The 26,031-nt window shown below is 38.7% G+C and carries 16 protein-coding genes and 1 pseudogene; 16 read left to right on the top strand and 1 reads right to left on the bottom strand.

The genetic code is table 11. The features are described from left to right. The first annotated feature begins 13 nt into the window (after window positions 1–13). The 8 genes and pseudogenes from HMPREF3106_RS08760 (at window position 14) to HMPREF3106_RS08725 (ending at window position 14,397) form a co-directional block, all read left to right on the top strand. On the top strand, window positions 14–1,786 hold the full coding sequence (locus tag HMPREF3106_RS08760) for an oleate hydratase (protein ID WP_070445938.1): 1,773 nt from the start codon (window positions 14–16) through the stop codon (window positions 1,784–1,786). 63 nt (window positions 1,787–1,849) lie between these two features. Then, a complete protein-coding gene (locus HMPREF3106_RS08755) occupies window positions 1,850–2,947 on the top strand; it encodes a competence protein CoiA (RefSeq protein WP_070445937.1) in 1,098 nt (365 codons plus the stop codon). 204 nt (window positions 2,948–3,151) lie between these two features. Next, entirely contained in the window at window positions 3,152–3,925 is a 774-nt protein-coding gene (gene udp / locus HMPREF3106_RS08750) for a uridine phosphorylase (RefSeq protein WP_070437020.1), read from the top strand. Between the two features lie 14 nt (window positions 3,926–3,939). Next, a complete protein-coding gene (gene deoC / locus HMPREF3106_RS08745; RefSeq protein WP_070437021.1) occupies window positions 3,940–4,611 on the top strand; it encodes a deoxyribose-phosphate aldolase in 672 nt (223 codons plus the stop codon). Between the two features lie 299 nt (window positions 4,612–4,910). Beyond that, window positions 4,911–8,385 (top strand): annotated as a pseudogene (gene rpoB / locus HMPREF3106_RS08740) (DNA-directed RNA polymerase subunit beta); the annotation flags it as partial. A gap of 215 nt (window positions 8,386–8,600) precedes the next feature. Further along, entirely contained in the window at window positions 8,601–12,245 is a 3,645-nt protein-coding gene (gene rpoC / locus HMPREF3106_RS08735; RefSeq protein ID WP_070445934.1) for a DNA-directed RNA polymerase subunit beta', read from the top strand. Between the two features lie 127 nt (window positions 12,246–12,372). After that, window positions 12,373–13,011 (top strand): PepSY domain-containing protein, encoded by a 639-nt coding sequence (locus HMPREF3106_RS08730; RefSeq protein ID WP_049555819.1) that lies wholly within the window; start codon window positions 12,373–12,375, stop codon window positions 13,009–13,011. A gap of 306 nt (window positions 13,012–13,317) precedes the next feature. After that, complete coding sequence (locus tag HMPREF3106_RS08725) at window positions 13,318–14,397, top strand: hypothetical protein (RefSeq protein ID WP_049555818.1); 1,080 nt, start codon at window positions 13,318–13,320, stop codon at window positions 14,395–14,397. A gap of 237 nt (window positions 14,398–14,634) precedes the next feature. On the opposite strand, the gene HMPREF3106_RS08720 is transcribed toward HMPREF3106_RS08725, so the two are convergent. Beyond that, window positions 14,635–15,267, bottom strand: a complete 633-nt coding sequence (locus HMPREF3106_RS08720) for a YigZ family protein (protein WP_049555817.1) — start codon at window positions 15,265–15,267, stop codon at window positions 14,635–14,637. Between the two features lie 1,029 nt (window positions 15,268–16,296). Between HMPREF3106_RS08720 and HMPREF3106_RS08710 the strand changes: the two genes are divergently transcribed. From HMPREF3106_RS08710 to HMPREF3106_RS08670, 8 genes are all read left to right on the top strand, one after another. Beyond that, complete coding sequence (locus tag HMPREF3106_RS08710) at window positions 16,297–16,479, top strand: hypothetical protein (RefSeq protein WP_070445931.1); 183 nt, start codon at window positions 16,297–16,299, stop codon at window positions 16,477–16,479. Window positions 16,480–16,816: 337 nt separating this feature from the next. Then, a complete protein-coding gene (locus tag HMPREF3106_RS08705; protein WP_049555814.1) occupies window positions 16,817–17,416 on the top strand; it encodes an ATP-binding cassette domain-containing protein in 600 nt (199 codons plus the stop codon). Between the two features lie 546 nt (window positions 17,417–17,962). Beyond that, window positions 17,963–18,211: a DUF1146 family protein gene (locus HMPREF3106_RS08695; RefSeq protein ID WP_210384833.1), complete on the top strand. Its 249-nt coding sequence runs from the start codon at window positions 17,963–17,965 to the stop codon at window positions 18,209–18,211. 27 nt (window positions 18,212–18,238) lie between these two features. After that, on the top strand, window positions 18,239–19,555 hold the full coding sequence (gene murA, locus HMPREF3106_RS08690; protein ID WP_005604981.1) for a UDP-N-acetylglucosamine 1-carboxyvinyltransferase: 1,317 nt from the start codon (window positions 18,239–18,241) through the stop codon (window positions 19,553–19,555). Window positions 19,556–19,735: 180 nt separating this feature from the next. After that, a complete protein-coding gene (locus HMPREF3106_RS08685; protein WP_083281649.1) occupies window positions 19,736–21,898 on the top strand; it encodes a transglycosylase domain-containing protein in 2,163 nt (720 codons plus the stop codon). 78 nt (window positions 21,899–21,976) lie between these two features. Further along, window positions 21,977–22,321: a YlbF/YmcA family competence regulator gene (locus tag HMPREF3106_RS08680; protein ID WP_070445929.1), complete on the top strand. Its 345-nt coding sequence runs from the start codon at window positions 21,977–21,979 to the stop codon at window positions 22,319–22,321. A 111-nt stretch (window positions 22,322–22,432) separates the two neighbouring features. After that, complete coding sequence (locus tag HMPREF3106_RS08675) at window positions 22,433–23,602, top strand: metallophosphoesterase family protein (protein ID WP_070445926.1); 1,170 nt, start codon at window positions 22,433–22,435, stop codon at window positions 23,600–23,602. After that, the gene (locus tag HMPREF3106_RS08670) at window positions 23,602–26,031 is read left to right on the top strand and encodes an ATP-binding protein (RefSeq protein WP_049555810.1); all 2,430 of its coding nucleotides are present in this window, start codon (window positions 23,602–23,604) and stop codon (window positions 26,029–26,031) included. The genes HMPREF3106_RS08675 and HMPREF3106_RS08670 overlap by 1 nt, the downstream gene beginning before the upstream one ends.

Here is a 26,031-nt window from a genome sequence, read left to right as displayed (position 1 = left end):
AGGAGGAATTACTATGTATCATTCAAACGGAAATTACGAAGCATTTGCCCGCCCTAAAAAACCACAAGGCGTTGACCAAAAATCAGCTTACTTAGTTGGTTCAGGACTTGCATCCTTATCAGCTGCTGCCTTCTTAGTGAGAGATGGCCAAATGAAAGGAGAAAACATTCATATTTTAGAAGAACTTCCACTTGCAGGAGGAAGCTTGGATGGAATCTTAAATCCAACGCGCGGATTCATTATTCGTGGAGGTCGTGAAATGGAAGACCACTTCGAATGTTTATGGGACTTATTCAGATCAATTCCTTCACTAGAAGTCGAAGATGCCTCTGTGTTAGATGAGTTCTACTGGCTTAACAAAGAAGACCCTAACTATTCTAAATGCCGTGTAATTGAAAACAAAGGACAACGCATTCCGGATGATGGCCAATTCACTTTAAGCGATAAATCAAGCGAAGAAATGGTGAAATTATATATGACATCTGAAACTGAATTACAAGGGCTAAAAATTACCGATGTATTCAGTGAAGAGTTCTTCGAATCAAACTTCTGGACTTACTGGGCTAGTATGTTTGCTTTTGAAAAATGGCATTCAGCGATTGAAATGCGCCGTTACATTTTACGTTTCATTCACCATATCGATGGTCTACCTGACTTATCTGCTTTGAAATTTACGAAATACAACCAATATGAATCACTCGTTTTACCACTCGTAAACTACTTGAAAAAACATAATGTTCAATTCGAATACGATACAGTTGTTAAAAATGTGATTGTTGAACATGTTGGAAGCGACATGATTGCCAAAGAACTTGTGTTAGAAGTAGGTGGTGTTTTAGAAACACGCAATCTTACAGAAAACGACTTAGTATTCGTGACAAACGGTAGTATTACTGCTGCAACAACATATGGGGATAACAATACTCCAGCACCAATTTCAAAAGAATTAGGTGGAGCATGGAGTCTATGGAAAAACTTAGCGAAACAAGATGAACGCTTCGGACATCCAGAAGTATTCTGTGAAAACTTGCCAGACCAAAGCTGGTTCGTTTCAGCTACAACAACTGTAAAAGACAAACGAATCGCGCAGTATATTCAAAAAATCTCAAAACGTGATCCTTATGCTGGAAAAGTGGTGACAGGAGGAATCGTAACCGTTCGCGACTCAAACTGGATGATGAGCTACACATTAAACCGTCAACCACACTTTAAAGCACAAAGTAAAGATGAATTAGTCGTTTGGATTTATGGTTTATATTCAGGAATCAAAGGTAACTATGTGGAAAAACCAATTGAAGAATGTACAGGGATTGAAATTGCTGAAGAATGGTTATACCACATGGGTGTTCCAGAAGAATTGATTCATGAATTTGCTAGCGAAGGATGCAACACGGTTCCTTGCTACATGCCTTATATCACAAGCTACTTCATGGCTCGTAAAGATGGCGACCGTCCGCTCGTCGTTCCAAATGGCTCTAAGAATATTGCCTTCATTGGTAACTTCGCTGAAACTCCTCGCGATACAGTGTTCACAACAGAATATTCTGTTCGTACAGCGATGGAAGCTGTGTATACATTGCTTGATGTCGATCGTGGGGTACCAGAAGTGTTCGCTTCAGCTTATGATTTACGTGTTCTTACAAAATCAACAAGCCGCTTGATGGATGGTAAGAAATTAGCTGATGTAAAAGTGCCATTCTTAGTGAAATTATTTGAAAAACGTGCTGCTAAGAAAATTAAAGGTACGATGATTGAAGAACTTCTCAAAGACGCAAACTTAATCTAATGAGTGAAACCTCTCTAAGTCTCTAAGAGAGGTTTTTTCGTATCTGTTGTTGAGGTGATAGATATGAATATCGTTAGAACCAAAACAGGAGAGTTGATTCATGCCACACAAATTAAAGAAGATGAAGCCTATTTTTGCCCGGAATGCGGAGAAGAGGTAACAAAGAAGATTTCTAGAAATGGAGTCGTGTTCTTTGCGCATATTCCAAAGAAACACAGGCAGGAGGAAACTCAGGCGCATCAAGAAGGAAAGCACTTACTACTTGAGAGTTTGAAGAGTCATGGCTTTCATGCTGAGTTAGAGCCTTATGTGTCGTCTATTGAACAGATTCCAGATATCGTCGTCACAGAAGGTAAGAATGCTTGGTGCATTGAGTATCAATGTAGCGTAATTCCACCTGAGGATATCGTAGAACGGACGAAACATTTAGGTGAAATTGGAATGTCAGTCCACTGGATTTTAGGGGAGAATTATGAGAACCAGCATAAATTGACAGATACCTTTTGTTATTTAATGAAATATCATCCGCAATTAGGAAATTATTTGATTTTCTTTGTGAAAGGGGAGATGATTTTTCATACTCGAATTAAGATAAAACCTCGCTCGCAACAGTTGACTTATCAAATAGTACGAGTACCGCTCTTCTCGTTTTCGTGGAAAAAGTGGAAGAAGCTTGTCGAAGATTCTGTTCCTGTAAAAGCACACTTAAAACCGAATAGAGAGATGAAATGGACGTCAAGGGACACAATGCTTTTTAAGAAATTAGCGTCTCCACTCACGAGGGCATTTCTCGTAAAGTTATACCGATGCCGTCAAACCATAGAAGACCTTCCCAATTCCTTCTTAACGTTCCCAATTTATACGGAGACGTTTAAGGTGCCTAATCTTGTGTGGAAGGGATATTCGTGGATATTGTTGGAACAAATGGCTTTTGGTGGAGATGTCGAAATGATGGGTTTTATTGAAAGAGTGAAAGAAATCTTGCGACCATTCTTGCGCCCGGTCTCAAATCCAGAAAGTCAGATGGAGGCTTGCATTTGGGAGTTCATAGACGAGCTATTAGCTGATAAAAAAATAAAAATTTCGTATCCAAAATCAAAAATGAACCGTTTGCAAAAAGATGGTAATTTTGGTAAAATATTCATGAGTGTAGAGGGATGAAGAGGCAAATAGAGATAATTATGGTAACTGTATATCCAATTATTTAATCCTTTCAACTATACTTGCAAAAGGCATCTATAGGCATAATTATTTGATGAAGATTTGTCATCATCCTCCTATCTGGGGCTATGGAAAAACCATGGCCCCTTCCTAGTTTGCTAGGGGAATATTGAGGCACGCATGGTGCAGGGAAGGAAGGTATTCATGAAATATTCAGAAGAGGGATTACAATATCATATCCATACACGTAAAGGGGATGTAGGTCGCTATGTGATTTTGCCAGGGGACCCAAAACGCTGTGCTAAAATTGCGGAACACTTTGAAAATGCGCAGTTAGTAGCCGATAACCGCGAATACGTTACGTATACAGGATACTTAGATGGAGAAAAAGTAAGTGTGACGTCAACAGGAATCGGTGGACCGTCAGCTGCAATTGCGCTTGAAGAATTAGTACGAAGTGGTGCCGATACTTTTGTCCGTATTGGAACTTGTGGCGGAATTGATATCGACGTTAAAGGTGGCGATATCGTGATTGCGACAGGTGCGATTCGTACAGAAGGGACAACACGTGAGTATGCGCCAATCGAATTCCCAGCCATTGCGAACTACGATGTCGTAACAGCGCTAATTAATGCTGGTAAAGGCTTAGGATACACAACACATGCAGGGGTTGTGCAATGTAAAGATTCATTCTACGGACAACATGAACCTCAAGTGATGCCAGTTAGCTATGACTTACAAAACAAATGGGAAGCTTGGAAGCGTCTTGGCGTGAAGGCTTCTGAAATGGAATCAGCAGCGTTATTCGTTGTGGCGAGCCACTTAGGCGTTCGTGTTGGATCTACTTTCTTAGTAGTGGGGAACCAAGAACGGGAAGCATCAGGGTTATCAAATCCAATCGTACATGATACAGAAGCAGCCATTAAAGTAGCGGTTGAAGCACTTCGTAATTTAATTAAAGAAGACCGTGCAAAATAAGAAAGAGGGATTATATGGAAATCAAAGAAATCTTGAAAACAGTTGACCATACATTATTATTGCCCGCATCTACTTGGAGTGAAATCAAAGAGATTTTAGATGATGCGATGAAATACGAAACTGCTTCAGCATGTATTCCAGCTTCTTTTGTCAAACGTGCGAGCGAATATGTGAATGGAAAATTAGCTATCTGTACCGTTATCGGATTCCCAAACGGCTATAGCACAACAGCAGCCAAAGTCTTCGAGACAAAAGATGCTATCCAAAATGGAGCTAGCGAAATCGATATGGTCATCAATATTGGAGACGTGAAAGATGGACGCTTTGATGCTGTAGAAGATGAAATTCGTCAAATTCATGAAGCATGTGGCGGTCATATCTTAAAAGTGATTATCGAAACAGCACTTCTTACAGAAGACGAAATCATCAAGATGTGCGAAATCATAACAAAAGCGGGTGCGGAATTCATTAAGACTTCAACAGGATTCTCAACTGCGGGTGCGACATTTGAACATGTGGCGCTAATGAAGAAACATGTTGGAGAAGGTGTTCTTGTAAAGGCCGCTGGCGGGATTTCTAGCATTGAAGATGCCGAAAAATTCATCGAATTAGGAGCAAGTCGTCTTGGAACAAGCCGGATTGTGAAAATCGTGAAGAATCAATCGGTTGAAGAGGGCACATATTAGTCCGAAAAAACCAGATAAAATCTAACTTTCCCAAGTGTCGTCAACCTTGACGATGCTTGGGATTTTGTGTATAATAATATAACGCAATAAGTGTGGATTTTAATCGGTGTGAGGGTTGAAATATTGTCCAATTCCTTACAAATAAAGGCTTAAAACAAAAGAATTTGCATTTTTCACAAATGACCGCAAACAATTCTTTTGGTTTTTTTTTGTTTAAAAATCGACCGAAATCTCCATTTGTTACGAACTTTTAATAAATGTCATCATATTGTAACATTTATCAATACTAATTATTAGGGGTGGAAGAGTTGGCACATCATGATGTGAAATACGGTAGACACCGTGTGCGTAGAAGTTATGCACGAATCAGTGAAGTATTAGAATTACCTAATCTGATTGAAATCCAAACAGATTCTTACCAATGGTTCTTGGATGAAGGAATCCGTGAAATGTTCAAGGATATTTCTCCTATTGAAGACCATACAGGTAATTTATCATTGGAATTCTTAGATTATGAATTACATGCTCCAAAATATAATTTACAAGAAGCTAGAAATCACGACGCAAATTATGCGGCTCCAATTTACGTAAAAATGCGTTTAGTGAACAAAGAAACTGGTGAAGTGAAAGACCAAGAAGTATTCTTCGGTGACTTCCCATTAATGACAGAAATGGGTACATTTATCATTAATGGTGCTGAACGTGTAATTGTATCTCAATTAGTTCGTTCACCAGGTGCTTATTTCCATGACAGACCTGACAAAAACGGTAAGCAATTATATGGTTCAACATTAATTCCAAACCGTGGTGCATGGTTAGAGTATGAAACAGACTCAAAAGACATTTCTTATGTGCGTATCGACCGTACTCGTAAAATCCCATTAACGGTATTAGTTCGTGCGTTAGGTTTCGGTTCAGATGAGCTTATCCAAGAAATCTTCGGAGATAGCGAAACATTACGTTTAACTCTAGATAAAGATGTTCATAAACGTATGGATGAATCTCGTACAGAAGAAGCCCTAAAAGACATTTACGATCGTCTACGTCCAGGTGAACCAAAAACAGCTGAAAGTTCGCGCAACTTATTAACAGCTCGTTTCTTTGACCCACGCCGCTATGATTTAGCAGCAGTTGGACGCTACAAAGTCAATAAAAAATTAAACTTAAAAAATCGTTTATTACACCAAACAATTGCTGAGAACTTAGTAGATCCTGAAACAGGAGAAATCGTTGTTGAAAAAGGAACGGTTCTTGAACGCGATGTAATGGAAAAAGTGGTAGAAGTCCTTGAAAAAGGTGCGAACCTATTCACTTTACATCCATCAGAAGACGGTGTTATTAAAGAGCCAGTAACAATCCAAACAGTAGAAGTTTATTCACCAGCTGACCCAGAACGCGTGATTAAAGTTATTGGGAACGGAAACGTGACTGAAGACGTGAAACACGTGACTGCAAGCGACATTATCGCTACAATCAGCTACTTCTTAAACCTTTACGAAGGAATCGGAACAACAGACGACATCGACCACTTAGGAAACCGTCGTATCCGTTCAGTAGGAGAATTATTACAAAACCAATTCCGTATTGGTTTATCTCGTATGGAACGTGTGGTTCGCGAACGTATGTCTATTCAAGACACTGCAACAGTAACACCACAACAATTAGTAAACATTCGTCCAGTCGTTGCGGCTATTAAAGAGTTCTTCGGATCTTCTCAATTGTCACAATTCATGGACCAAACAAACCCATTAGGAGAGTTAACACACAAACGCCGTCTATCAGCGTTAGGACCTGGTGGTTTGACTCGTGACCGTGCCGGATATGAAGTTCGTGACGTTCACTATTCTCACTATGGTCGTATGTGTCCTATCGAAACTCCTGAAGGACCAAACATCGGGTTGATCAACAGCTTATCAACTTATGCGAAGATTAACAAATATGGTTTCATTGAAACTCCTTACCGTCGTGTAGACTGGAACACTCATAAAGTTACAGATAAAATCGACTACTTAACAGCTGACGAAGAAGATAGCTTCGTAGTAGCGCAAGCAAACTCTCCATTAAATGAAGATGGAAGCTTCGTGAATGATGTTGTTATGGCGCGTTACGTATCTGAAAACTTAGAAGTGCCAGTAGAACGCGTTGACTATATGGACGTTTCTCCAAAACAAGTAGTTGCAGTTGCGACAGCATGTATCCCGTTCTTAGAAAACGACGACTCAAACCGTGCGTTGATGGGTGCGAACATGCAACGTCAAGCTGTTCCATTGTTAAATCCAAAAGCACCATTCATCGGTACAGGTATGGAATACGTATCAGCACATGACTCAGGGGTTGCCTTGTTATGTAAACGTGATGGTGTAGTCGAATTCGTTGATGCTAAAGAAGTACGTGTACGTACAGCTGATGGCTCATTAGATACTTACCAAATCACTAAGTTCCACGGATCAAACGCGGGTATGTGTTACAACCAACGTCCAATCGTGGCACAAGGGGATAAAGTCGTTAAAGGCGAAATCCTAGCAGATGGACCTTCTATGGAAAAAGGTGAATTAGCATTAGGACAAAACGTTCTAGTAGCGTTCATGACTTGGGAAGGTTACAACTACGAGGATGCGGTTATTATGAGTGAACGTCTAGTTAAAGATGATGTGTATACTTCAATCCACATCGATGACTACGATTCAGAAGCTCGTGATACAAAACTTGGACCTGAAGAAATTACTCGTGAGATTCCAAACGTTGGGGAAGACGCATTGAAGAACCTTGACGCAGACGGAATTATTCGTATCGGTGCTGAAGTTAAAGATGGTGATATCTTAGTTGGTAAAGTAACTCCTAAAGGGTTAACAGAACAATCACCGGAAGAACGTTTATTACACGCAATCTTCGGAGAAAAAGCCCGTGAAGTTCGTGACACGTCTCTACGTGTACCTCACGGCGGTGGCGGTATTGTCCGCGATGTACGTGTGTTCACACGTGCAGCAGGTGATGAATTAGCACCTGGTGTAAACAAATTAGTTCGTGTATATATTGTACAAAAACGTAAAATCAATGAAGGGGATAAGATGGCCGGACGTCACGGTAATAAAGGGGTTGTTTCCCGTATTATGCCGGAAGAAGATATGCCATTCTTACCAGATGGAACACCAGTTGACATCATGTTAAACCCATTAGGGGTACCTTCACGTATGAACATCGGACAAGTGTTAGAGTTACACTTAGGAATGGCAGCTCGTGAATTAGGTATTTACATCGCAACACCAGTATTCGATGGTGCGCAAGATGAAGACGTATGGGGAACTGTTGCAGAAGCGGGTATGGCTCGTGATGCGAAAACGATTCTATATGATGGACGTACTGGGGAACCATTCGATAACCGTGTGTCAGTAGGGGTTATGTACATGATCAAACTTGCCCACATGGTTGACGACAAACTTCACGCTCGTTCAATTGGACCATACTCACTCGTTACACAACAACCTCTTGGAGGTAAAGCGCAATTTGGTGGACAACGTTTTGGGGAAATGGAAGTATGGGCACTAGAAGCTTATGGTGCTGCTTATACATTACAAGAAATCTTAACGTACAAATCAGATGACGTTGTTGGTCGTGTGAAGACTTACGAATCAATCGTTAAAGGTCAACAAATTTCACGTCCAGGTGTACCTGAATCATTCCGCGTATTAGTAAAAGAATTACAAGCTTTAGGTCTTGATATGAAAGTACTGGATGCACAGGATGAAGAAATCAAACTAGAAGATATGGACGAAGACGAAGGAATTCGTTTCAGTGACGTTGAAAGAACAAACGAAAGACGTGCGCAATTAGATGAATATTCAGACCGCGCAGCTGAATTATCAGCAGCAGAAGAAACTTCATCTGAAGACGTTGAAGTAGACGTTGTTGAAGATGATTTTGAAATTGACGAAGAGTAATAGAACTATTGGAATCGTAGGGCAATTCCAAAAGAAAGGGAGGTAGGCCCCTTGATAGATGTAAATAATTTTGAAAGTATGCAGATTGGTTTGGCGTCACCGGAGAAAATCCGTGAATGGTCACATGGGGAAGTTACAAAACCTGAAACAATCAACTACCGTACTTTAAAACCAGAACGCGATGGTTTATTCTGCGAGAAAATCTTTGGACCAACAAAAGACTTAGAATGTTCTTGTGGAAAATTAAAGAAAATTAATAATAAAGGTAAAGTCTGCGATCGTTGTGGCGTTGAAGTTACGCGCTCAAAAGTTCGTCGTGAACGTATGGGACACATCGAATTAGCAGCTCCAGTATCACATGTGTGGTACTTCAAAGGCATTCCAAGCCGCATGGGACTTGTGTTAGACATGAGTCCACGTGCGTTGGAAGAAGTCATTTATTTTGCAAGCTATGTTGTTATTGACGCTGGCGACACAACTTTAATGAACAAACAATTATTAACAGAACGTGAATACCGTGAAAAACGTGCTGAATTTGGAACTCGTTTCCATGCAGCAATGGGTGCGGAAGCCGTTCAAGAATTATTAAATAAAGTTGACTTAGAGGCTGAAATCGCTGAATTAAAAGAAGAGTTGAAAACAGCTCAAGGTCAAAAACGTACGCGTGCAATCCGTCGTTTAGATATTCTAGATACCTTCAAAGAATCAGGAAACAAACCTGGTTGGATGGTAATGGATGTTATTCCAGTTATCCCACCAGATTTACGTCCAATGGTTCAATTAGAAGGTGGACGTTTTGCGACAAGTGACTTAAACGATTTATACCGTCGTGTAATTAACCGTAATAACCGTCTAAAACGTTTATTAGAATTAAACGCACCACGTATCATCGTTCAAAACGAAAAACGTATGTTACAAGAAGCGGTCGATGCTTTAATTGATAATGGTCGTCGTGGCCGTCCAGTTACTGGACCAGGTAACCGTCCATTGAAATCATTAAGCCACATGCTTAAAGGGAAACAAGGACGTTTCCGTCAAAACCTACTTGGTAAACGTGTAGACTACTCTGGACGTTCTGTAATCGTAGTAGGACCAAACTTGAAAATGTACCAATGTGGTCTTCCTAAAGAAATGGCGATTGAATTATTCAAACCTTTCGTAATGAAAGAATTAGTTGAACGAGAAATCGCTGGAAACATTAAGAGCGCTAAACGTAAAATTGAACGTTTAGATGACGATATTTGGGGAATCCTTGAAGAAGTCATTCGTGAACACCCAGTTCTATTGAACCGTGCACCTACACTTCACAGACTAGGGATTCAAGCGTTTGAACCAACTCTAGTAGAAGGTCGTGCCATCCGTCTTCACCCATTAGTGTGTGAAGCCTACAATGCCGACTTCGATGGAGACCAAATGGCGGTTCACGTGCCACTGTCTCAAGAAGCTCAAGCAGAAGCTCGCTTACTGATGTTAGCGGCTCAAAACATCCTAAACCCTAAAGATGGTAAACCAGTTGTTACTCCATCTCAAGACATGGTTTTAGGGAACTATTACTTAACAATGGAACAAGAAGGCCGTGTTGGGGAAGGTATGTTCTTCAAAGACATGGACGAAGCAGTATTAGCTTATAACAATGGTTATGTACACTTACACAGCCGTATTGCGGTTCCTGCAAGCTCACTTGCTCATAAACCATTTACAGATTGGCAAAAAGAGAGAATGATGGTCACAACTGTTGGTAAATTATTATTCAACGAAATCATGCCAAATGAATTCCCTTACTTAAATGAGCCAACAATGGAAAACTTAGAAGTAGCTACACCAGATAAATACTTCTTAGAGCCAGGAGCAAACATCAAAGAAGAAATTGCTAAACGTGAAATCGTTTCGCCATTTAAGAAGAAAAACTTAGGTCAAATCATCGCAGAAGTGTTCAAACGATTCCATATCACTGAAACTTCAATGATGTTAGACCGTATGAAAGACTTAGGATATAAATTCTCAACTCGTGCTGGTTTAACAGTAGGGATTGCAGATATTTCAGTTGCAGATAACAAGAAAGAAATTCTTGAAGATGCACATAAACAAGTCGACAACATTTCTAAATTATTCCGTCGTGGTTTAATTACAGATGACGAACGTTATGAACGTGTTATCGAAACATGGAACAAAGCGAAAGATGATATCCAAAAAGCGTTAATTCGCACATTAGGTTCTCGTAACCCAATCTTCATGATGAGTGACTCTGGAGCCCGTGGTAACATCTCTAACTTTACTCAGCTTGCTGGTATGCGTGGACTTATGGCCGCTCCTAACGGTAAGATCATGGAATTACCGGTTACATCAAACTTCCGTGAAGGGTTAACCGTTATGGAAATGTTCTTGTCTACTCACGGTGCTCGTAAAGGGATGACCGATACGGCCTTGAAGACAGCCGACTCAGGTTACTTAACTCGTCGTTTAGTAGACGTTGCGCAAGATGTTATCATTCGTGAAACAGACTGCGGAAGCGATCGTGGTTTAACAATTACTGCGATTAAAGAGGGAAATGAAGTCATTGAAACACTTGAAGAACGTATGTTAGGACGTTACGCACAACGTTCAGTGAAACATCCTGAAACAGGTGAAGTGTTAGTAGCACGTAATGAAATCATTACTGAAGATATTGCTCGTAAGATTATTGAAGCTGGAATCGAAGAAATTACAATTCGTTCAGCCTTCACATGTGATACAAAACATGGTGTATGTAAATACTGTTACGGACGTAACTTAGCTACAGGTTCAGAAGTTGAAGTTGGGGAAGCAGTTGGTACAATTGCCGCTCAATCAATCGGGGAACCTGGTACACAGTTAACAATGCGTACGTTCCATACCGGTGGGGTTGCCGGAGACGATATTACTCAAGGTTTACCTCGTATCCAAGAAATCTTCGAAGCTCGTAATCCTAAAGGGGTTGCGACAATCAGTGAAGTAGCGGGTGAAGTCGTTTCTATCGAAGAAAATGCTGGAAGTCGTACAAAAGAAATTACGATTAAAGGCTCTACAGATACTCGTTCTTACACAGTTCCATTTACAGCTCGTCTAAAAGTGGAAGAAGGACAAATCATCGATCGTGGTGCTCCATTAACTGAAGGTTCTATCGATCCTAAAGAATTATTACGTGTTCGTGACGTATTATCCGTTGAAAACTACTTATTACGTGAAGTACAAAAAGTATACCGTATGCAAGGGGTAGAAATCGGCGATAAACACGTTGAGGTAATGGTTCGTCAAATGTTACGTAAAGTTCGCGTAATGGATCCAGGTTCAACAGAAATCCTTCCAGGAACATTACTTGATATTGCAGACTTTACAGAACGTAACCGCTCAGCAATCATGAACGGTGAAGTACCTGCGACAGCGCGTCCTGTATTATTAGGTATTACAAAAGCTTCATTAGAAACAAACAGCTTCTTGTCTGCTGCATCATTCCAAGAAACAACTCGTGTCTTGACAGATGCTTCTATCCGCGGCAAGAAAGACCACTTACTCGGATTGAAGGAAAATGTTATCATTGGTAAGATCATCCCTGCTGGTACAGGTATGGCTCGTTACCGCAATATGGAAACAAGTACTTCAGAACCAGTATTATCAGTGGAACAAACAGAAGTTCTTGTTGGAGAACCAACTCCTTCTGAAGAAGACACAAATGAATAATCTGTGAATTCAAGCACCCTATTGATGTTTTCAATAGGGTGTTTTTTCTTAGATTATTCATAGAAGTTTCTTTGAGGTTCTAACAAAATAGTGTATAATAGCGGAAACTTAAGAATGGAGTGAAGAAATGAAAAAAACAACAAAAATCTTAAGTCTTGCAGCCGCAAGCCTATTAGCAGCCTGTTCAAATCAAGCTGCACCAGCAAAAGAAACTACGACTGCTGCTCCTGAAACAACAGTGCAACAGACAACACAAGCTCCTGCTACAACTGTGACAGCCACTACAAGTACAGCCAATACAGCTACTACTTCAAGTGCTACGACAAATTCTAGTCAGTCTATGGGAAGTCAAAATGCAATGCAGAAAGAATTGATTGACACTTTCAAAAAAGCTTTCCCTGATTTAGACATTACCACTATCGAATTTGTAAATGGGATGTATTATGAAATTGAAGCAATCAACGATACAAAAGAATATACGTATCGCTATGATAAAGCTACAAAATCATTCTCTAAATATGCTGAAGTACCAGCTGAACCAGGTGAAAGAAATGAAGAGAAAATTGACACAGCTTCATTGAAACAAGTGGATGATATGGCTGCTGTCGCTCAAAAAGAATATCCTAACGGTTCTATCCGTGAGTGGAGTGTTGACAGAGATGATGGTGAAGTCATTTGGGAATTTGACATTTATCTAGGTGCAAATGATGATGTCACTGTTAAAGTTTCGAATGCTACAGGAAAAGTAACAGAAATCGATCGTTAAGAAGTATTCCTTACCCCGTCAAGGATTGGGTTTCCAATGCTTGACGGGGTATTTTTTTACCCAAATTAAGAAATTATCACGATTAAATAATTAAGAAAAGATTAAGTTTTCTGAAAATAGAGAAAATTGAGCGGTTAAAAAAACGAATAAATTCATGAGATAGTGGGAATTAATAGTTTATGAAGGAAATAAATCATTAAAAAACGTCAAATATATAATATTTTAAATAAAAACTAAAAACGCTATCAAAAAAATGTGAAAGGTAGTATAATAAAAATGAATAAATGAAAGATAGGGGTAGTGTATATGAGTCAAGAATTGTACCAACTGATACCGTTGCTTCTTAAGAAGGTAAAAAAGCAAACAGAACTCAAAAATGCTGCCTTTGCTTTCCAGAATAAGACGGGAGCTGTTAAGTTTTTCTTCCTAATTGAAAAAAATCAACCACAAGATCTTCGATTATTATTCTTTAAGAACGAAGAGGAACTTGTTCGATATCGACTTTCTGAAAGACTTGTTTCGATGTCAGATGAGGTTGTTGGAGAAGAAAAACCAGAAGCATTTTGGTTTCGAAAAGGCATCGAAATTCAGTTTGTAAAGCGAAGTGAATTTGATGAAGGCGAAATGGAATACTTAAAGCAAAAAGGGTATCCTGTGAAAGGAGCTAGAGAATTACCAATTATCTCGAGCTTCAATGAACCATTTGATCTTTTTGCTGATTTAAAAAAGTCTGAAATTACTTTTGTACAACGAATCACTACAGTATTACTTCAAGAAGGAAACTGGGAAGAAATTTTAAAAGCGGCGAAAGTTCTTAAACAAAAAGAAGAGGATTTTTACTCTGTTTTAGAATATAACCAAAAAACAAAACAAATTAAGTCTCTAGGAATCACTCGTAAAGAGATGAGTTTCGATACGATTGAAGAACTCAAGCCATTTTTCCAAGTGAAGCCGGAACCCATTGTGGTTAGTGATTTTTCACTTCTGAGAGCTAAAAAGATGATTCAAGGAATTCTTACAGGTAGCTGTGAAATTCAACTGACACTTTCTCCAATTGCTGCGATGGGATTCTATAAAAAAGGTGCTTTTATGCTGGCGATGGCCGATGAGAGAGAAATCATCTTTTTACAAGAAACAGATTTAGATACGAAGGCCATTCAAAATTATATTTTAGAAATCATCATGATGATGGAGGCAGTCCCACGTAGATTTATTACGAGTGGCCCTTTTGCAATGCGACTTTCGAATATGATTGATCAATTATTAAAACGCCTTGGAACAGATATCGTCATACTGGATGAACTTCCAACGATGAATCGTTATTCCAATTTAGCGAAAATGGATCTTCTATTGTCGCAAACCGATATTGATAATCTTCTCTTTTAAGGAAACGTCTGGAAACCCGTGCCCCCTCTTTACGTTTCCTCTAGTGTAGGTCAAAGGAGAGACCAGAACTCAAACCTTTCTCAATGAGTTCCTATGGCTCCCACGCAAAGTTGATTCGGCTTAAACAAAGAATCAAAGCTTTGTTTAAGTCAATCAACTAGTGCGATCATTTTTTTGAAATTGAACTCCCTTTAAAACCTTACAAAAAGACCTATTCATTTGAATAGGTCTTTTTGATTAGATTTCGTATTCGGTATATTTTGTACCAAGACTATCAAAAGTGACTTGATTTTGTAGGAGCTCAATGATTTCTGCTTCAAAGTGTTCCACTTCTTGAACGGGCAGGCTACATGTAAATTGTACGTCGTTTAGAAAGACTTTATCCACAATTGGAATCTGTTGAGTTTGGCAATAATATTCTACTTTTCCTACATGTGCATAGTTGAAAGAAAGTGAGAGTTGTTCCTCAAGCCGACATTCTACCACTCCTATGGCTTTCAGGCCTTCACTTACTGCCCCAGAATATGCGCGAACGAGGCCCCCTGCACCTAGTTTTGTACCGCCAAAGTAACGAGTGACTACCACAGCAATGTCTTTTAATTCATTTTTCTTCAACACTTCTAGCATGGGAACACCTGCCGTTCCGCTAGGTTCGCCATCATCCATTGCTCGTTGAACTTGATCGTTTTCACCAATGAGAAAACTAGAGCAGTTATGAGTGGCTTTCCAATGTTCCTTTTTGATCGTTTGAATAAATTCCAGCGCCTCTTCTTCGTCTTTTACACGGCTAAAATGGGCGATAAACCTGGACCCTTTGATCTCAATTTCATGGACTCCATTTTCTTTAATCGTTTTATATTTTTCTAACATTCTTTTCCCTCGCTTTCTTTCAGTATAGCATAATTCTTCTTTTTTTAGTTTGAGTTTTAAAAGTAGTGGATTTTTATATGTGTTTATCGATAATTTTCATAATTGATTATTGTTTGTTGCACATAAAAAGAGTACAATGAAAACGGAAACAAAGTTATTCTTAGTGTAAAAAAATTGAAGGCAAAAGTAGGTGAAAAAAATGGTATTTTATAAAAATAAATGGTCAATGTTCTCAATCATTTTCTATTGGATACTTTCCATCGTTATGATTCTAAACTATATTCATTATCATTTGTCAACGGGACACTTTGGAGGAGCAGAAGGAGGAATACCACTGTTTTATGAAATTATATTCAGCTCCATTCAGATATTGGACGCTGTGTATGGTTTTGTGGCATTTATGATTCCACCGCTATTCTTTTCTCACGAATGTATTAGACAAAGGATAACGCATTGCGACTATTTACAATCTGTGAGATTACGACATAAAAAAACATTCTTTTCACCACTTCTATTAAGACAATTTAAAACGAACTTTATCATAATCTATTTTGTTTTCTTTGTAAAAATGGTGCTCCAAGCTATCATGGTCCATATTTTCTATTCTCCTTTTATCTTCGAGGAGAATAGTTCATATTTGACATGGTCCTTTACTATCAACTTTTCAACCAATAGTTTTGTCAATTTAATCTGTACGATAGTAATAATACCTTTAGGATATGCTATTTTCTATTCATTTGTTTTTTCAGTTGGATTGTTCCTAAAGCGATATATCATTTATTTATGCAGTGGATTGTTATTAGTGATTATATCGCTTTTATTAGCAATGGTTATAGGTGGAATTTCCCCGATTATCGGCTATTCAATTTGCGTTTTATCACTCATTCAACCAGGAATGTACACATTATTAGCAGAAACTATTTCTCATTCAGCCTGGGTTATTTTTGTATATCCTGCGATATTTTATAGTCTTTTGACGATTCTCCTATTAATTATCAGAAGAAAGATGGATTTGAAGGAGGGATATTAATGAATGAGCTCCTAAAAGGAAAAAGACAACAATGGGTGTATGGATTATCGATTGTTTCTGGAGTCTCTTTTGTTTTAAAAGGGCAAATTTTCGGTAACTTAATACTAGACTTATTGTCTTCCCATTTTACAGCATATTTCTCAGACACCTTATTATTAGTTTTACTAGGGGTTGTCATTTAGAGACGACATCAAATCCGTTACCTTCTCATTCAAAGAGTTGGGGAGAAAAACTATCAATTTTATCAATTGGGAACTGTGTTAGTTTCAGTTGTTTGTTATTTTGTTGCTCAATTCTCCTTAGCGTTACTATTCCAAATGATGAATGGACAAGCATTTTCAAAACTGATGCTGATATTTGCTCTATTAAAAAGCGTGTATTTAATTTGTTCGGGATTAATCATCTATACGATTTCTATTGGGTGTAATAGAAATATGGCTATTATTGGTTCTATCCTATTTTCATTAACATCTTATTTTACGATATTGTTTCTATTACGAGAGTGAAGGGGAGGTACTCATGTTAGAATTAAAAAATGTATCCAAAAAATTTGGCTTTCAAGTGATTTTAGAAGAGGTTGATTTCAAAATTGAACAAGGAGAGCTTATTCATATTGTAGGAGCTAATGGATGCGGAAAGTCTACTTTATTTAAGCTTTTTTGTGATATTTTGGAGCCGGATAAAGGTGAAGTTGTTTTAGATAGTAATGTACGAATTGGAGCTTTGATTGAGAATCCAGCGTTCATGGAAGAAAGTAGTTTAAAAACGAATCTTAAATTTTTAGCATCTATCAATAAAAATTACAATGAATCAAAAATTAGAGAAATAGTGAATAATTTTGATTTAGATTTTGATAGTAAAGTTCACGTGAAAAAATATTCCGTTGGAATGCGTCAGAAAATGGGGATTACTCAAGCTGTGATGGAGGATCAAAATTTAATTTTATTAGATGAGCCAACTCGAGGACTAGATAAAAAATCACTTCAACAGTTTCATCAACTAGTCCAACAGCTTCACAAAGAAGGAAAATCGATTGTGATTGCTGCTCATGATAATTTAGCCGAATTACAGTTTGATAAGGAATATTTGATGGAAGAAGGGAAGCTGATTCTTCAATGAAACAGTTATTTCCAATTCGAGAGTGGATTCTCTATCTTTTTGGTTTGTTAATAGTATGGAATTTGTTTCATCCATTACCGTCGTTTTATATCGAGGCTCACTTCAGCTTTATACCCGTTACCTTTCTTTTTGGGCATCTTTTAAGTGTTTTCTTAATGGTAATGGAAGTTCTTATTTTGATGTATTTTATTAATGAGTATGAGAGCATGCGACTTTTGATACTAGTTCGAAGCCGAAACTGCGTTTTTATAGGACGAATATTAGTGAGGATGATGTGGCCTTCTGTATTATTAATGTTCTGCATCAAGGCAGTTTTACTCTTTGAGATTGGAGGAATTCATCCTCTAATATTAGGTTCAATCCCCATTCTGTTTTTAGGGATGACTCTACTAGCAATATTCATTCAAGACTCTAAAAAAACGTTATTTTTAAGCCTGATTTTAGCCGCACTTATTAGACTAGGATGTTTTTACTTCATTGGATAAGCAGGAAGATATCTCCTGCTTTTTTTTAATGGTCAAATATGGTAGTATAGAAAGGCAGTATATGACTGGGGGAATACGTATGATTCAAGTAACATTGATGGTTAGAATGACGTTAATTATTGCTTTTATTGTACTGAGTTACTGGGCGCTTCAAGGAATTCAAATTGAAAAAATCCTGAAAAAAGGGCGCGTACAAGAAGCACGAATCCTCTTTTTACTTATCGCCATTTGGATGGGCGCAAGTATAGCAAAAGTCATATTCGATTTATCAGACTATTTAAATCAGTATATTCAAAATGTGATACAGTAATTGGATTGAGTTTTCGGAGGTTATTTCATGGAAAAGATGATCGTTCGCGGTGGCGATACACGACTTCAAGGGACAGTAAAAGTTGAAGGAGCTAAAAATGCGGTATTACCGATTTTAGCAGCAAGTATTTTGGCAGATAAAGGCGTTACTCATTTAACAAATGTACCGAACTTATCAGATGTACATATGATGTTAAACGTATTAGGAAGCCTAAACGTATTAAGCACATTTGATGAAGAAGAAAAAGCTATTACGTTGAATGCTACAAAAGATATTACAACGACTGCTGCTTTTGAATATGTGAGCAAAATGCGTGCGTCAATCGTTGTGATGGGACCACTATTAGCTCGTTTTGGACATGCGCGTGTGGCGATGCCAGGTGGTTGTGCCATCGGTAGTCGTCCTATCGACCTTCACCTAAAAGGGTTCGAAGCGATGGGAGCAACAATCGTTCAAACAGAGGGATATATTGAAGCGCATGCAGACGAACTTCATGGAGCTCGTATTTACCTAGATTTCCCATCAGTAGGTGCCACTCAAAATATTATGATGGCCGCAACATTAGCAAAAGGAACTACTCACTTAGAAAACGTAGCTCGTGAGCCAGAAATCGTAGACTTAGCTAATATTTTAAATAAAATGGGTGCTAAAATTGTAGGTGCAGGGACTGAAAATATGCGTATCGAAGGGGTGGAACGTTTAGATGGAACCATCCATTCAATTATCCCTGACCGTATTGAAGCAGGAACTTTCATGGTCGCAGCAGCGGTAACGAAAGGGAACGTATTTATTGAAGATGCAATTGCGGAGCACAATCAACCATTAATTTCTAAATTAGGGGAAATGGGTGTTCAATTTATTGAAGAGGAAGATGGCATTCGTGTGATTGGCCCAGATTCATTGAAACCTACCGATGTGAAAACATTACCTCACCCAGGATTTCCAACAGATATGCAAGCGCAAATGACGATTGCCCAATTACTAGCAACAGGAACTAGTACGATGACGGAAACAGTTTTCGAGAACCGTTTCAATCATTTAGAAGAAATGCGTCGTATGGGAGCTCAATTCCGAATTGATTCTCACACAGCTGTGATGACGGGTGCATCTGTCTTGTCTGGTGCAGAAGTAAAAGCAACGGATTTACGTGCAGCGGCGGCATTAATTATTGCGGGTATGGTCGCTAAAGGATATACAAGAGTCACAGAATTACAGTTCTTAGACCGTGGATACTTTGAATTCCATGAAAAATTGCGTGCTTTAGGAGCAACAATTGAACGTGTGAACGAACCAGAAGGCCAAGCGTTTAGTAATGAAGATTTAGAAAGACTATTTGCAGTATGACATCATAAGGACGTAAGGAAGAGATTTCCTTCGTCCTTTATTTCTTTTATGGGACATAGTAGAAAGACTGGGATGTAAAAGAAGAATCGTTTAATTTTTTGTAAAAGGTCAAAAACTTTTATGTGGATTTAAAAGTTTTTGTGGTACAGTATAATAGATTCAATTTAAAAGGAGGATTGTATGAACGAAGAATTTAATGAAAAAGATCATGTCGATCACGTGACACATGATCAAGAACAAGAAGAGACAGTCGAACATCGTCATACAGAAGAGCCTACACAACCATCGATTATAAAAAGAGTTTGGAATCATAAAATTATGTTAGCCATTCGTCGTTTTTGGAGAAAATTCCATGTGACGAAATTAATTCTTGTCCTCATTCTTACGGCTATTACGGCATTTTCAGCATTTTTAGTCTATACCGCTAAAACTACTGATGTTAGTGGTTTAAGAGCTGGGATGGTACAAGTAACAGAAGTCTATGACCGCAATAATCAAGAAGCGGGAGTTTTAAACATCAACAAAGGAGAATTTGTGACCATCGATCAAATCTCTCCAAATATGATTAATGCCCTCGTTTCTACCGAGGATAAGCGGTTCTATGATCACCATGGGTTTGATCCAATGGGGTTCTTACGTGCCACATTTGGGTTATTACTCAATCGCGGTCGTGTCACAGGTGGAGGAAGTACCATCACCCAACAGTTGGCTAAGAATGCCTTTCTAACACAAGATCAGACGTTTTTAAGAAAAGCAAAAGAACTATTTTTAAGTTTTGAGCTGGAAAAGAAATATTCGAAAGATCAAATTTTAGAGATGTATTTAAATAATGCCTACTTTGGTAACGGTGCATACGGAATTGAGAATGCGTCTTTACGTTACTTTGGTAAAAGTGCCAAAGATTTAACGATTAGTGAAGCTGCCGTATTAACCGGAAGCTTAAAGGCACCTAATGTGTATAATCCAATCGATGATATGGAAGCAACGGTGAAACGTCGTGCTACAGTGTTACAATTAATGGTGACTAATGGAAAAATTACGCAAGAGGAAGCGGATAAAGCTGGGGCGGAAGTCATTACGGTTCAAGACGCTTATGTAGCAAACTCTCGTTATAAATATCCTTATTATTTTGATGCCGTTATTAACGAAATTACTAATAATTATGGGATTAGTGAAGAAGAACTGCTAAATAAAGGGTATAAAATATATACAGGCTTAGACCAAAAGATGCAAGCAGATATGGAAGAAACCTTCTCCAATAGTTGGTTATTCCCGAAAGCTAGTGATGGAACGATTGCTCAGGCGGCTTCTGTAGCTATGGATCCACAAAATGGGGATGTCCTAGCAACGGTTGGAGGACGTACGAATGAGAAACATACCTTCCGAGGATTTAACCGTGCCACTCAACTACAAGCACAACCCGGTTCTACGTTTAAACCATTAGCTGTATATACTTCTGCTCTGGAAGAAGGATACCAACCGAATTCTGTACTCGTGGATGAGAAACGTTCTTATGGGTCAGACAAATATACTCCAGAAAACTGGAATAAACAGTATCAAGGAACTGTGACGATGACAGAAGCTTTGAACCAAAGTTGGAATGCTCCTGCAGTATGGTTATTAGATAAAATTGGTTTGAAAAAAGGAATCGAAAAAGTCCATCAATTTGGAATTGAAACCGATCCAGGAGATGAATATTTAGGAATTGCTTTAGGAGGACTTACAAAAGGGGTTTCTCCAATCCAAATGGCCTCAGCTTATACAGCCTTTGCCAATAAAGGTGTTCGTACGAAACCTCGTTTTGTTACTAAAATTGTAGATGCAAACGGGAAAGTCATTGTTGATAATACAGCGGTTAAAGACAATCGTGTAACAACTGAAGAAGTAGCTAAGAAGATGACAAGCATGCTTCTAACAGTCTATGGTCAAGAAGGGCTAGGAGCTCCATTTTCCCCTTCAGGTAAAATTATTGCCGGAAAGACAGGAACTACAGAAGCTCTTAATAATGAAAATGGTTCTAGGGACCAATGGATGATTGGATACACGCCGGATGTAGTGGTGGCAACTTGGATGGGGTATGACCAATCCGGAAATTATTCCTTATCAGCTTCTAGTAGAGAAGGGGTAGGTCCACTCTTTAAACTAGAGATGGAAGGCTTACTGCAATATACAGCCAATACGGCATTTAATGTAGAGCCTGTAAAAACCAAACAAGCAAATCAGAAAAATCAAAATAATACGCTAGATAATTTTATTCAGGATGCCCAAAAGACTGGAGAACAAATCTGGAATCAACTTCAGGAATGGGGAAAAAATATCTGGAATAAATTTAAAAATCGATAGTACGAATGTACGTTCGTATTTGTAGTGTAGTAGACGACGATATGTTATAATAAAATAAAACAATCAGGAGGATGAAAGATGAGTAATATTTATGATACAGCAAACCAATTAGAACGTGATTTGCGTGATTTAGCAGAATTCAAAACAGTTAAAGCAAGCTTCGAAGCCATTGAAGCAGATGAAACAGCAAAAGCATTATTCGATGAATTCCGTCAAGTGAATATCGAATTACAACAAAAACAATATTCAGGACAAGAAATTACGGAAGAAGATATTCAAAAAGCTCAAGAATTAGGACAAAAAGTGAGCGAAAATGAATATATTAAAGCATTAATGGAAGCGGAGCAACGCTTGAATACAATTATGCAAGACATTAACCGTATCATTACAAATCCACTTCAAGAGCTTTATAATGGTAAATAGTTCAATCAAACGGTTTTAATAAGAATCGATCCAAAGCATATTTTCTTTGAACGCACGAAAGACGGTTCAGGAAAATATGCTTTTTTTGAAGAAAAGAAAGGAGTAACTAGAATGGTCAAATTGATCCATGCATCAGATGTCCATCTGGGGATTACTTATGCAGGCATTGGAAAGAATCATCGTGAGATCGCAAGGGAGTTAAAACAGGCTGCCTTTGATGCTTTTGAAACAGTTGTAAATAAAGCCATTGAAGAAGAAGTGGATGCACTTGTTTTATCAGGAGATTTATTGGATAGCCAACGGACCTTTATCAAAGAAAAGTTGTTTCTTCAACAGCAACTGAATCGCCTGTCACCATTTGGAATTCCTGTCGTTGTAGCGCTTGGCAATCATGATGCGGGGACTCCTTATGTGTCAGGAGACCACATTTATACTTTTGGAAGTACTGTTGAAACAATTGAACTAGAGACAAAAACGGGAGAACGTGTGGCCTTTAGTGGATTTAGTTATGATATTCCTGTTATCCCTGAACGAAAAGTACAAGAGTATCCTATCAAGAGTCCACACTGTGATGTTCATGTTGGGGTTTTACATGGTGAGGTGACTTCTTCCAGTGGGCGCTATGCTCCTTTTTCAATTCCTGAATTAAGAGTTAAAAACTATGATTACTGGGCGCTAGGGCATATTCATCATTGCCAAGAAGTATCACAGAATCCATGTGCTTGGTATAGTGGAACAACACAGGGAGCTGATCGATCTGAGAGTGGAGAAAAAGGAGCGCTTTTAGTCGAAATCACTTCAGGGCGGCCTCCACAGATTCACTTTATTGAGACGAGTACAATGGATTGGATGGACGTCACAATAAGGATTACAGAAAGTGCTCGTTTTGAAACTGTTCCTTATCTCATTGTAGAGGATCTTCCAAAAGTAGAAAAACGTAGCCTCGTTACAGTCTTTTTGCAAATACAAGAGTCGCTGTTTACAAGAGAAGAGTTGCAGCAACTCGCACAAGAAGTGAATTCTTTATTGGAAGAAAGAGGCTCACTTGTGAGTGTAATGAGTATTAGAGAGCGAATGATAGAGCCTTTACGCGGCGTCTCTGGAATCTCTTTAGTAGGGGAGAAGGATTCTACGATTTTTTCCGAAATGGAGATTGCAAAGAGCGGGTTTGCGAATCAATGGATGAGTGAGTTTCTCCATCAAGAAGATGTTCAAGAAGAGATTCACGAACGTGCGATGCGTTTATTAGAAGCTCGCTTTTTAGGAAGGGAGGAAGGTTAATGTATATTTCAAAAATCGAAATCGATCATTTTGGAAAATGGGAACATGAGACGTTTACCTTCCATCCGAACTTACAAGTCGTTCAAGGGCTGAACGAATCTGGGAAGACGACCATTCGAAGATTTATCGAACAAATGCTCTTTGATTTTAAGCAAAAGAAGAATGGGGTGTATCCTTATCAGCCACTTCATACGAATACGCGGGGCGGGCGAATGTGGATTGAAGATGAAGGACTAGGGTCTCTCATCATTGAAAGAACTGCAGTAGGTTCTCAAAAGAAATTAGTATTAAAATCGGCCGAAACGGGTCAGGCGTTACCAGAGTCTATGCTGGAGCGCATCCTTCACGAATTAACATTGAGTGAGTACCATTCTCTTTTTGGATTTAATGAGGAGGAGTTACAACAAAACGTCTTTAGTAATGAAGAAGAAATGCATCGTTTCTTATATAGTCTCAGTGTCATGGGACATAAAGGGGCATATGAACAGAGTCAAAGTCTATTGAACGATGCGAATAAACTATACCGACCTCAAGCCAAAAAACTAGAACTCAATGAGCGAATCGATCGACTCGAGGACTTAACGAATCGTTTGTCGCAAACAAAAAGCGAGAATACACTCTATGAAGGATATCTTCATGCTATTAAAGGGCTCCAACAAGAAGAAGAGGAATTGACGACAAAACTTTCCAAGATTCAAAACAGAATAGATGCTTTAGAAGAAAAGCATACCTATTTTGATGCATTGGAAGAATACCGCGCAATTGAAGGACAGTACGAGTTACCAAAAGAATATGACCATTCTAAGGCGATAGAGGCGAATCATTGCTTACGTTCGTTTGAAAAAGAAATCGAACAGACAAAAGAAGAGTTAAAACGAACAGAAGACCAAGTTCAAACTCTAGGGGAAGCTACAGAAGACACAGAGCTTGAAGCACTTTATACAAAAGCTCAAAGTGTGGCTGCTATTGAAGAACGTACCTTTGAATTGGAACGTGAGTTGAAGACTCATCCTGGAAATATCGGTGTTCAAAGAGAAGGTGTTCAACCCTTTACAGAGGCCGAACTCGCCAAATTCGATGCAATGCAAAGGGAAAATCAATCTACTACATCGATGCGAACAGAAATACTCATAGGGCTGATTGGGATTATCGTGATGATTGTTGTTGGATTTTTAACCAATCAAGTGCTAGTGAGTGTGATCATTGCTAGCGGTCTTGGGGTTGCAGGAGCTTTCTTTTTACAAAAAAACGGACAAGTCATTTCTCCAAAGAGCAAAAAAGAGAATGAACGTGTTCAACAAATTCTCTTGGATAAAGGCATTGAGGTGACCTTAGAAGATGCCAAACGCTTTATTAGCCGAAACGAAGGACGTAATGTTAATGATTTCATACAAAAGAAGGCACAGTGGAATCAGTTGGAAGAAAGACTTTCAGCATTTAAAGAAGAAATTCAAGACTTCTGGAAAAATGAACAGATCACTGCACCGGCAACTGTCCAGCAACAACTAGGAATCATTCGTGAGGCATGGATGAATTCTCAAAAAAGAGAAGCTAAAATGGAACAACTCCAAGAAAGTATCCTGAAGAAAGAGCAACATTTAGCGCAATTAGAACAAGATGCAACAGAAGTAAGAGAGGAATTGCTAAATAGCTTGCGTCCTCTTGGCATTACAACGATAGAAGCCTTTAGAAGTCACCTGGCAACTCTGGACCATCGAGTAGCCTTGTCGCAAAAAAGAGCCTATATTGAAAAGCAAGTCGCTATTTTCTCGAGTGATGAAAAAGAAAGCTTGCAACGTGAAACGCTTGAAGAAGAACTTCAAGACGAGGTTTTCACGAAGGCGCAGTTGGAAAGTAGACGTAAAGAAGTCAGAGACCAACTAGTAAGTCTCCAAACAAAGGCGGAACTATTGGAAGAAGATGAGCAGGTAGAAGATCTTCAAATGGAAGCGGACTTTGAACGATTCGAAGCTCAGGAAGCGATGAAGGATTGGGCAACTCAAGTGTATGCTGCAAAATGGATCTTAAAGCAACTAGATGAAAAGGTTCCGACGAAAGTTCCATTGATTGTAGAGGAAGCGAGTCGTATTTTTAGCCGATTAACAAGGGGACAATATACGAAGATTCATTTGAGCGATACACAGGCGAAAGTACAGCAGCAAAATGGTCAGTGGATGGAAGCTTTCTATCTTTCAAAAGGGGCATTGGACCAATTGTATATTGCGATTCGATTTGCCTTTATTTTCCAATTAGCTAAGAAAATGAAAATTCCGGTTCTGATTGACGATGGATTCGTAAACTTTGATAGAGAACGGCTATCGATTATGATAGAATTAATGGAAGAGCTATCTCGTGTAACACAAGTATTTTACTTTACTACGGAAGTTCCTACAGAAATTTCAAAAGAGAACATTCTAAAGTTGAGCTAA

This window comes from Granulicatella sp. HMSC31F03 (genome assembly GCF_001807725.1).
Classification (GTDB): Bacteria; Bacillota; Bacilli; order Lactobacillales; family Aerococcaceae; genus Granulicatella; species Granulicatella adiacens.
Note: the sequence above shows the minus strand (reverse complement) of the source record. Positions and strands in the feature narration are given on the sequence as shown.

Bases quoted from the DNA above. Each gene is read 5' to 3' on its own strand.
- HMPREF3106_RS08760 (WP_070445938.1), top strand. From the start codon at position 14: ATGTATCATTCAAACGGAAATTACGAAGCATTTGCCCGCCCTAAAAAA.
- HMPREF3106_RS08755 (WP_070445937.1), top strand. From the start codon at position 1,850: ATGAATATCGTTAGAACCAAAACAGGAGAGTTGATTCATGCCACACAA.
- udp (WP_070437020.1), top strand. From the start codon at position 3,152: ATGAAATATTCAGAAGAGGGATTACAATATCATATCCATACACGTAAA.
- deoC (WP_070437021.1), top strand. From the start codon at position 3,940: ATGGAAATCAAAGAAATCTTGAAAACAGTTGACCATACATTATTATTG.
- HMPREF3106_RS08730 (WP_049555819.1), top strand. From the start codon at position 12,373: ATGAAAAAAACAACAAAAATCTTAAGTCTTGCAGCCGCAAGCCTATTA.
- HMPREF3106_RS08725 (WP_049555818.1), top strand. From the start codon at position 13,318: ATGAGTCAAGAATTGTACCAACTGATACCGTTGCTTCTTAAGAAGGTA.
- HMPREF3106_RS08720 (WP_049555817.1), bottom strand. From the start codon at position 15,267: ATGTTAGAAAAATATAAAACGATTAAAGAAAATGGAGTCCATGAAATT.
- HMPREF3106_RS08710 (WP_070445931.1), top strand. From the start codon at position 16,297: ATGAATGAGCTCCTAAAAGGAAAAAGACAACAATGGGTGTATGGATTA.
- HMPREF3106_RS08705 (WP_049555814.1), top strand. From the start codon at position 16,817: ATGTTAGAATTAAAAAATGTATCCAAAAAATTTGGCTTTCAAGTGATT.
- HMPREF3106_RS08695 (WP_210384833.1), top strand. From the start codon at position 17,963: ATGACTGGGGGAATACGTATGATTCAAGTAACATTGATGGTTAGAATG.
- murA (WP_005604981.1), top strand. From the start codon at position 18,239: ATGGAAAAGATGATCGTTCGCGGTGGCGATACACGACTTCAAGGGACA.
- HMPREF3106_RS08685 (WP_083281649.1), top strand. From the start codon at position 19,736: ATGAACGAAGAATTTAATGAAAAAGATCATGTCGATCACGTGACACAT.
- HMPREF3106_RS08680 (WP_070445929.1), top strand. From the start codon at position 21,977: ATGAGTAATATTTATGATACAGCAAACCAATTAGAACGTGATTTGCGT.
- HMPREF3106_RS08675 (WP_070445926.1), top strand. From the start codon at position 22,433: ATGGTCAAATTGATCCATGCATCAGATGTCCATCTGGGGATTACTTAT.
- HMPREF3106_RS08670 (WP_049555810.1), top strand. From the start codon at position 23,602: ATGTATATTTCAAAAATCGAAATCGATCATTTTGGAAAATGGGAACAT.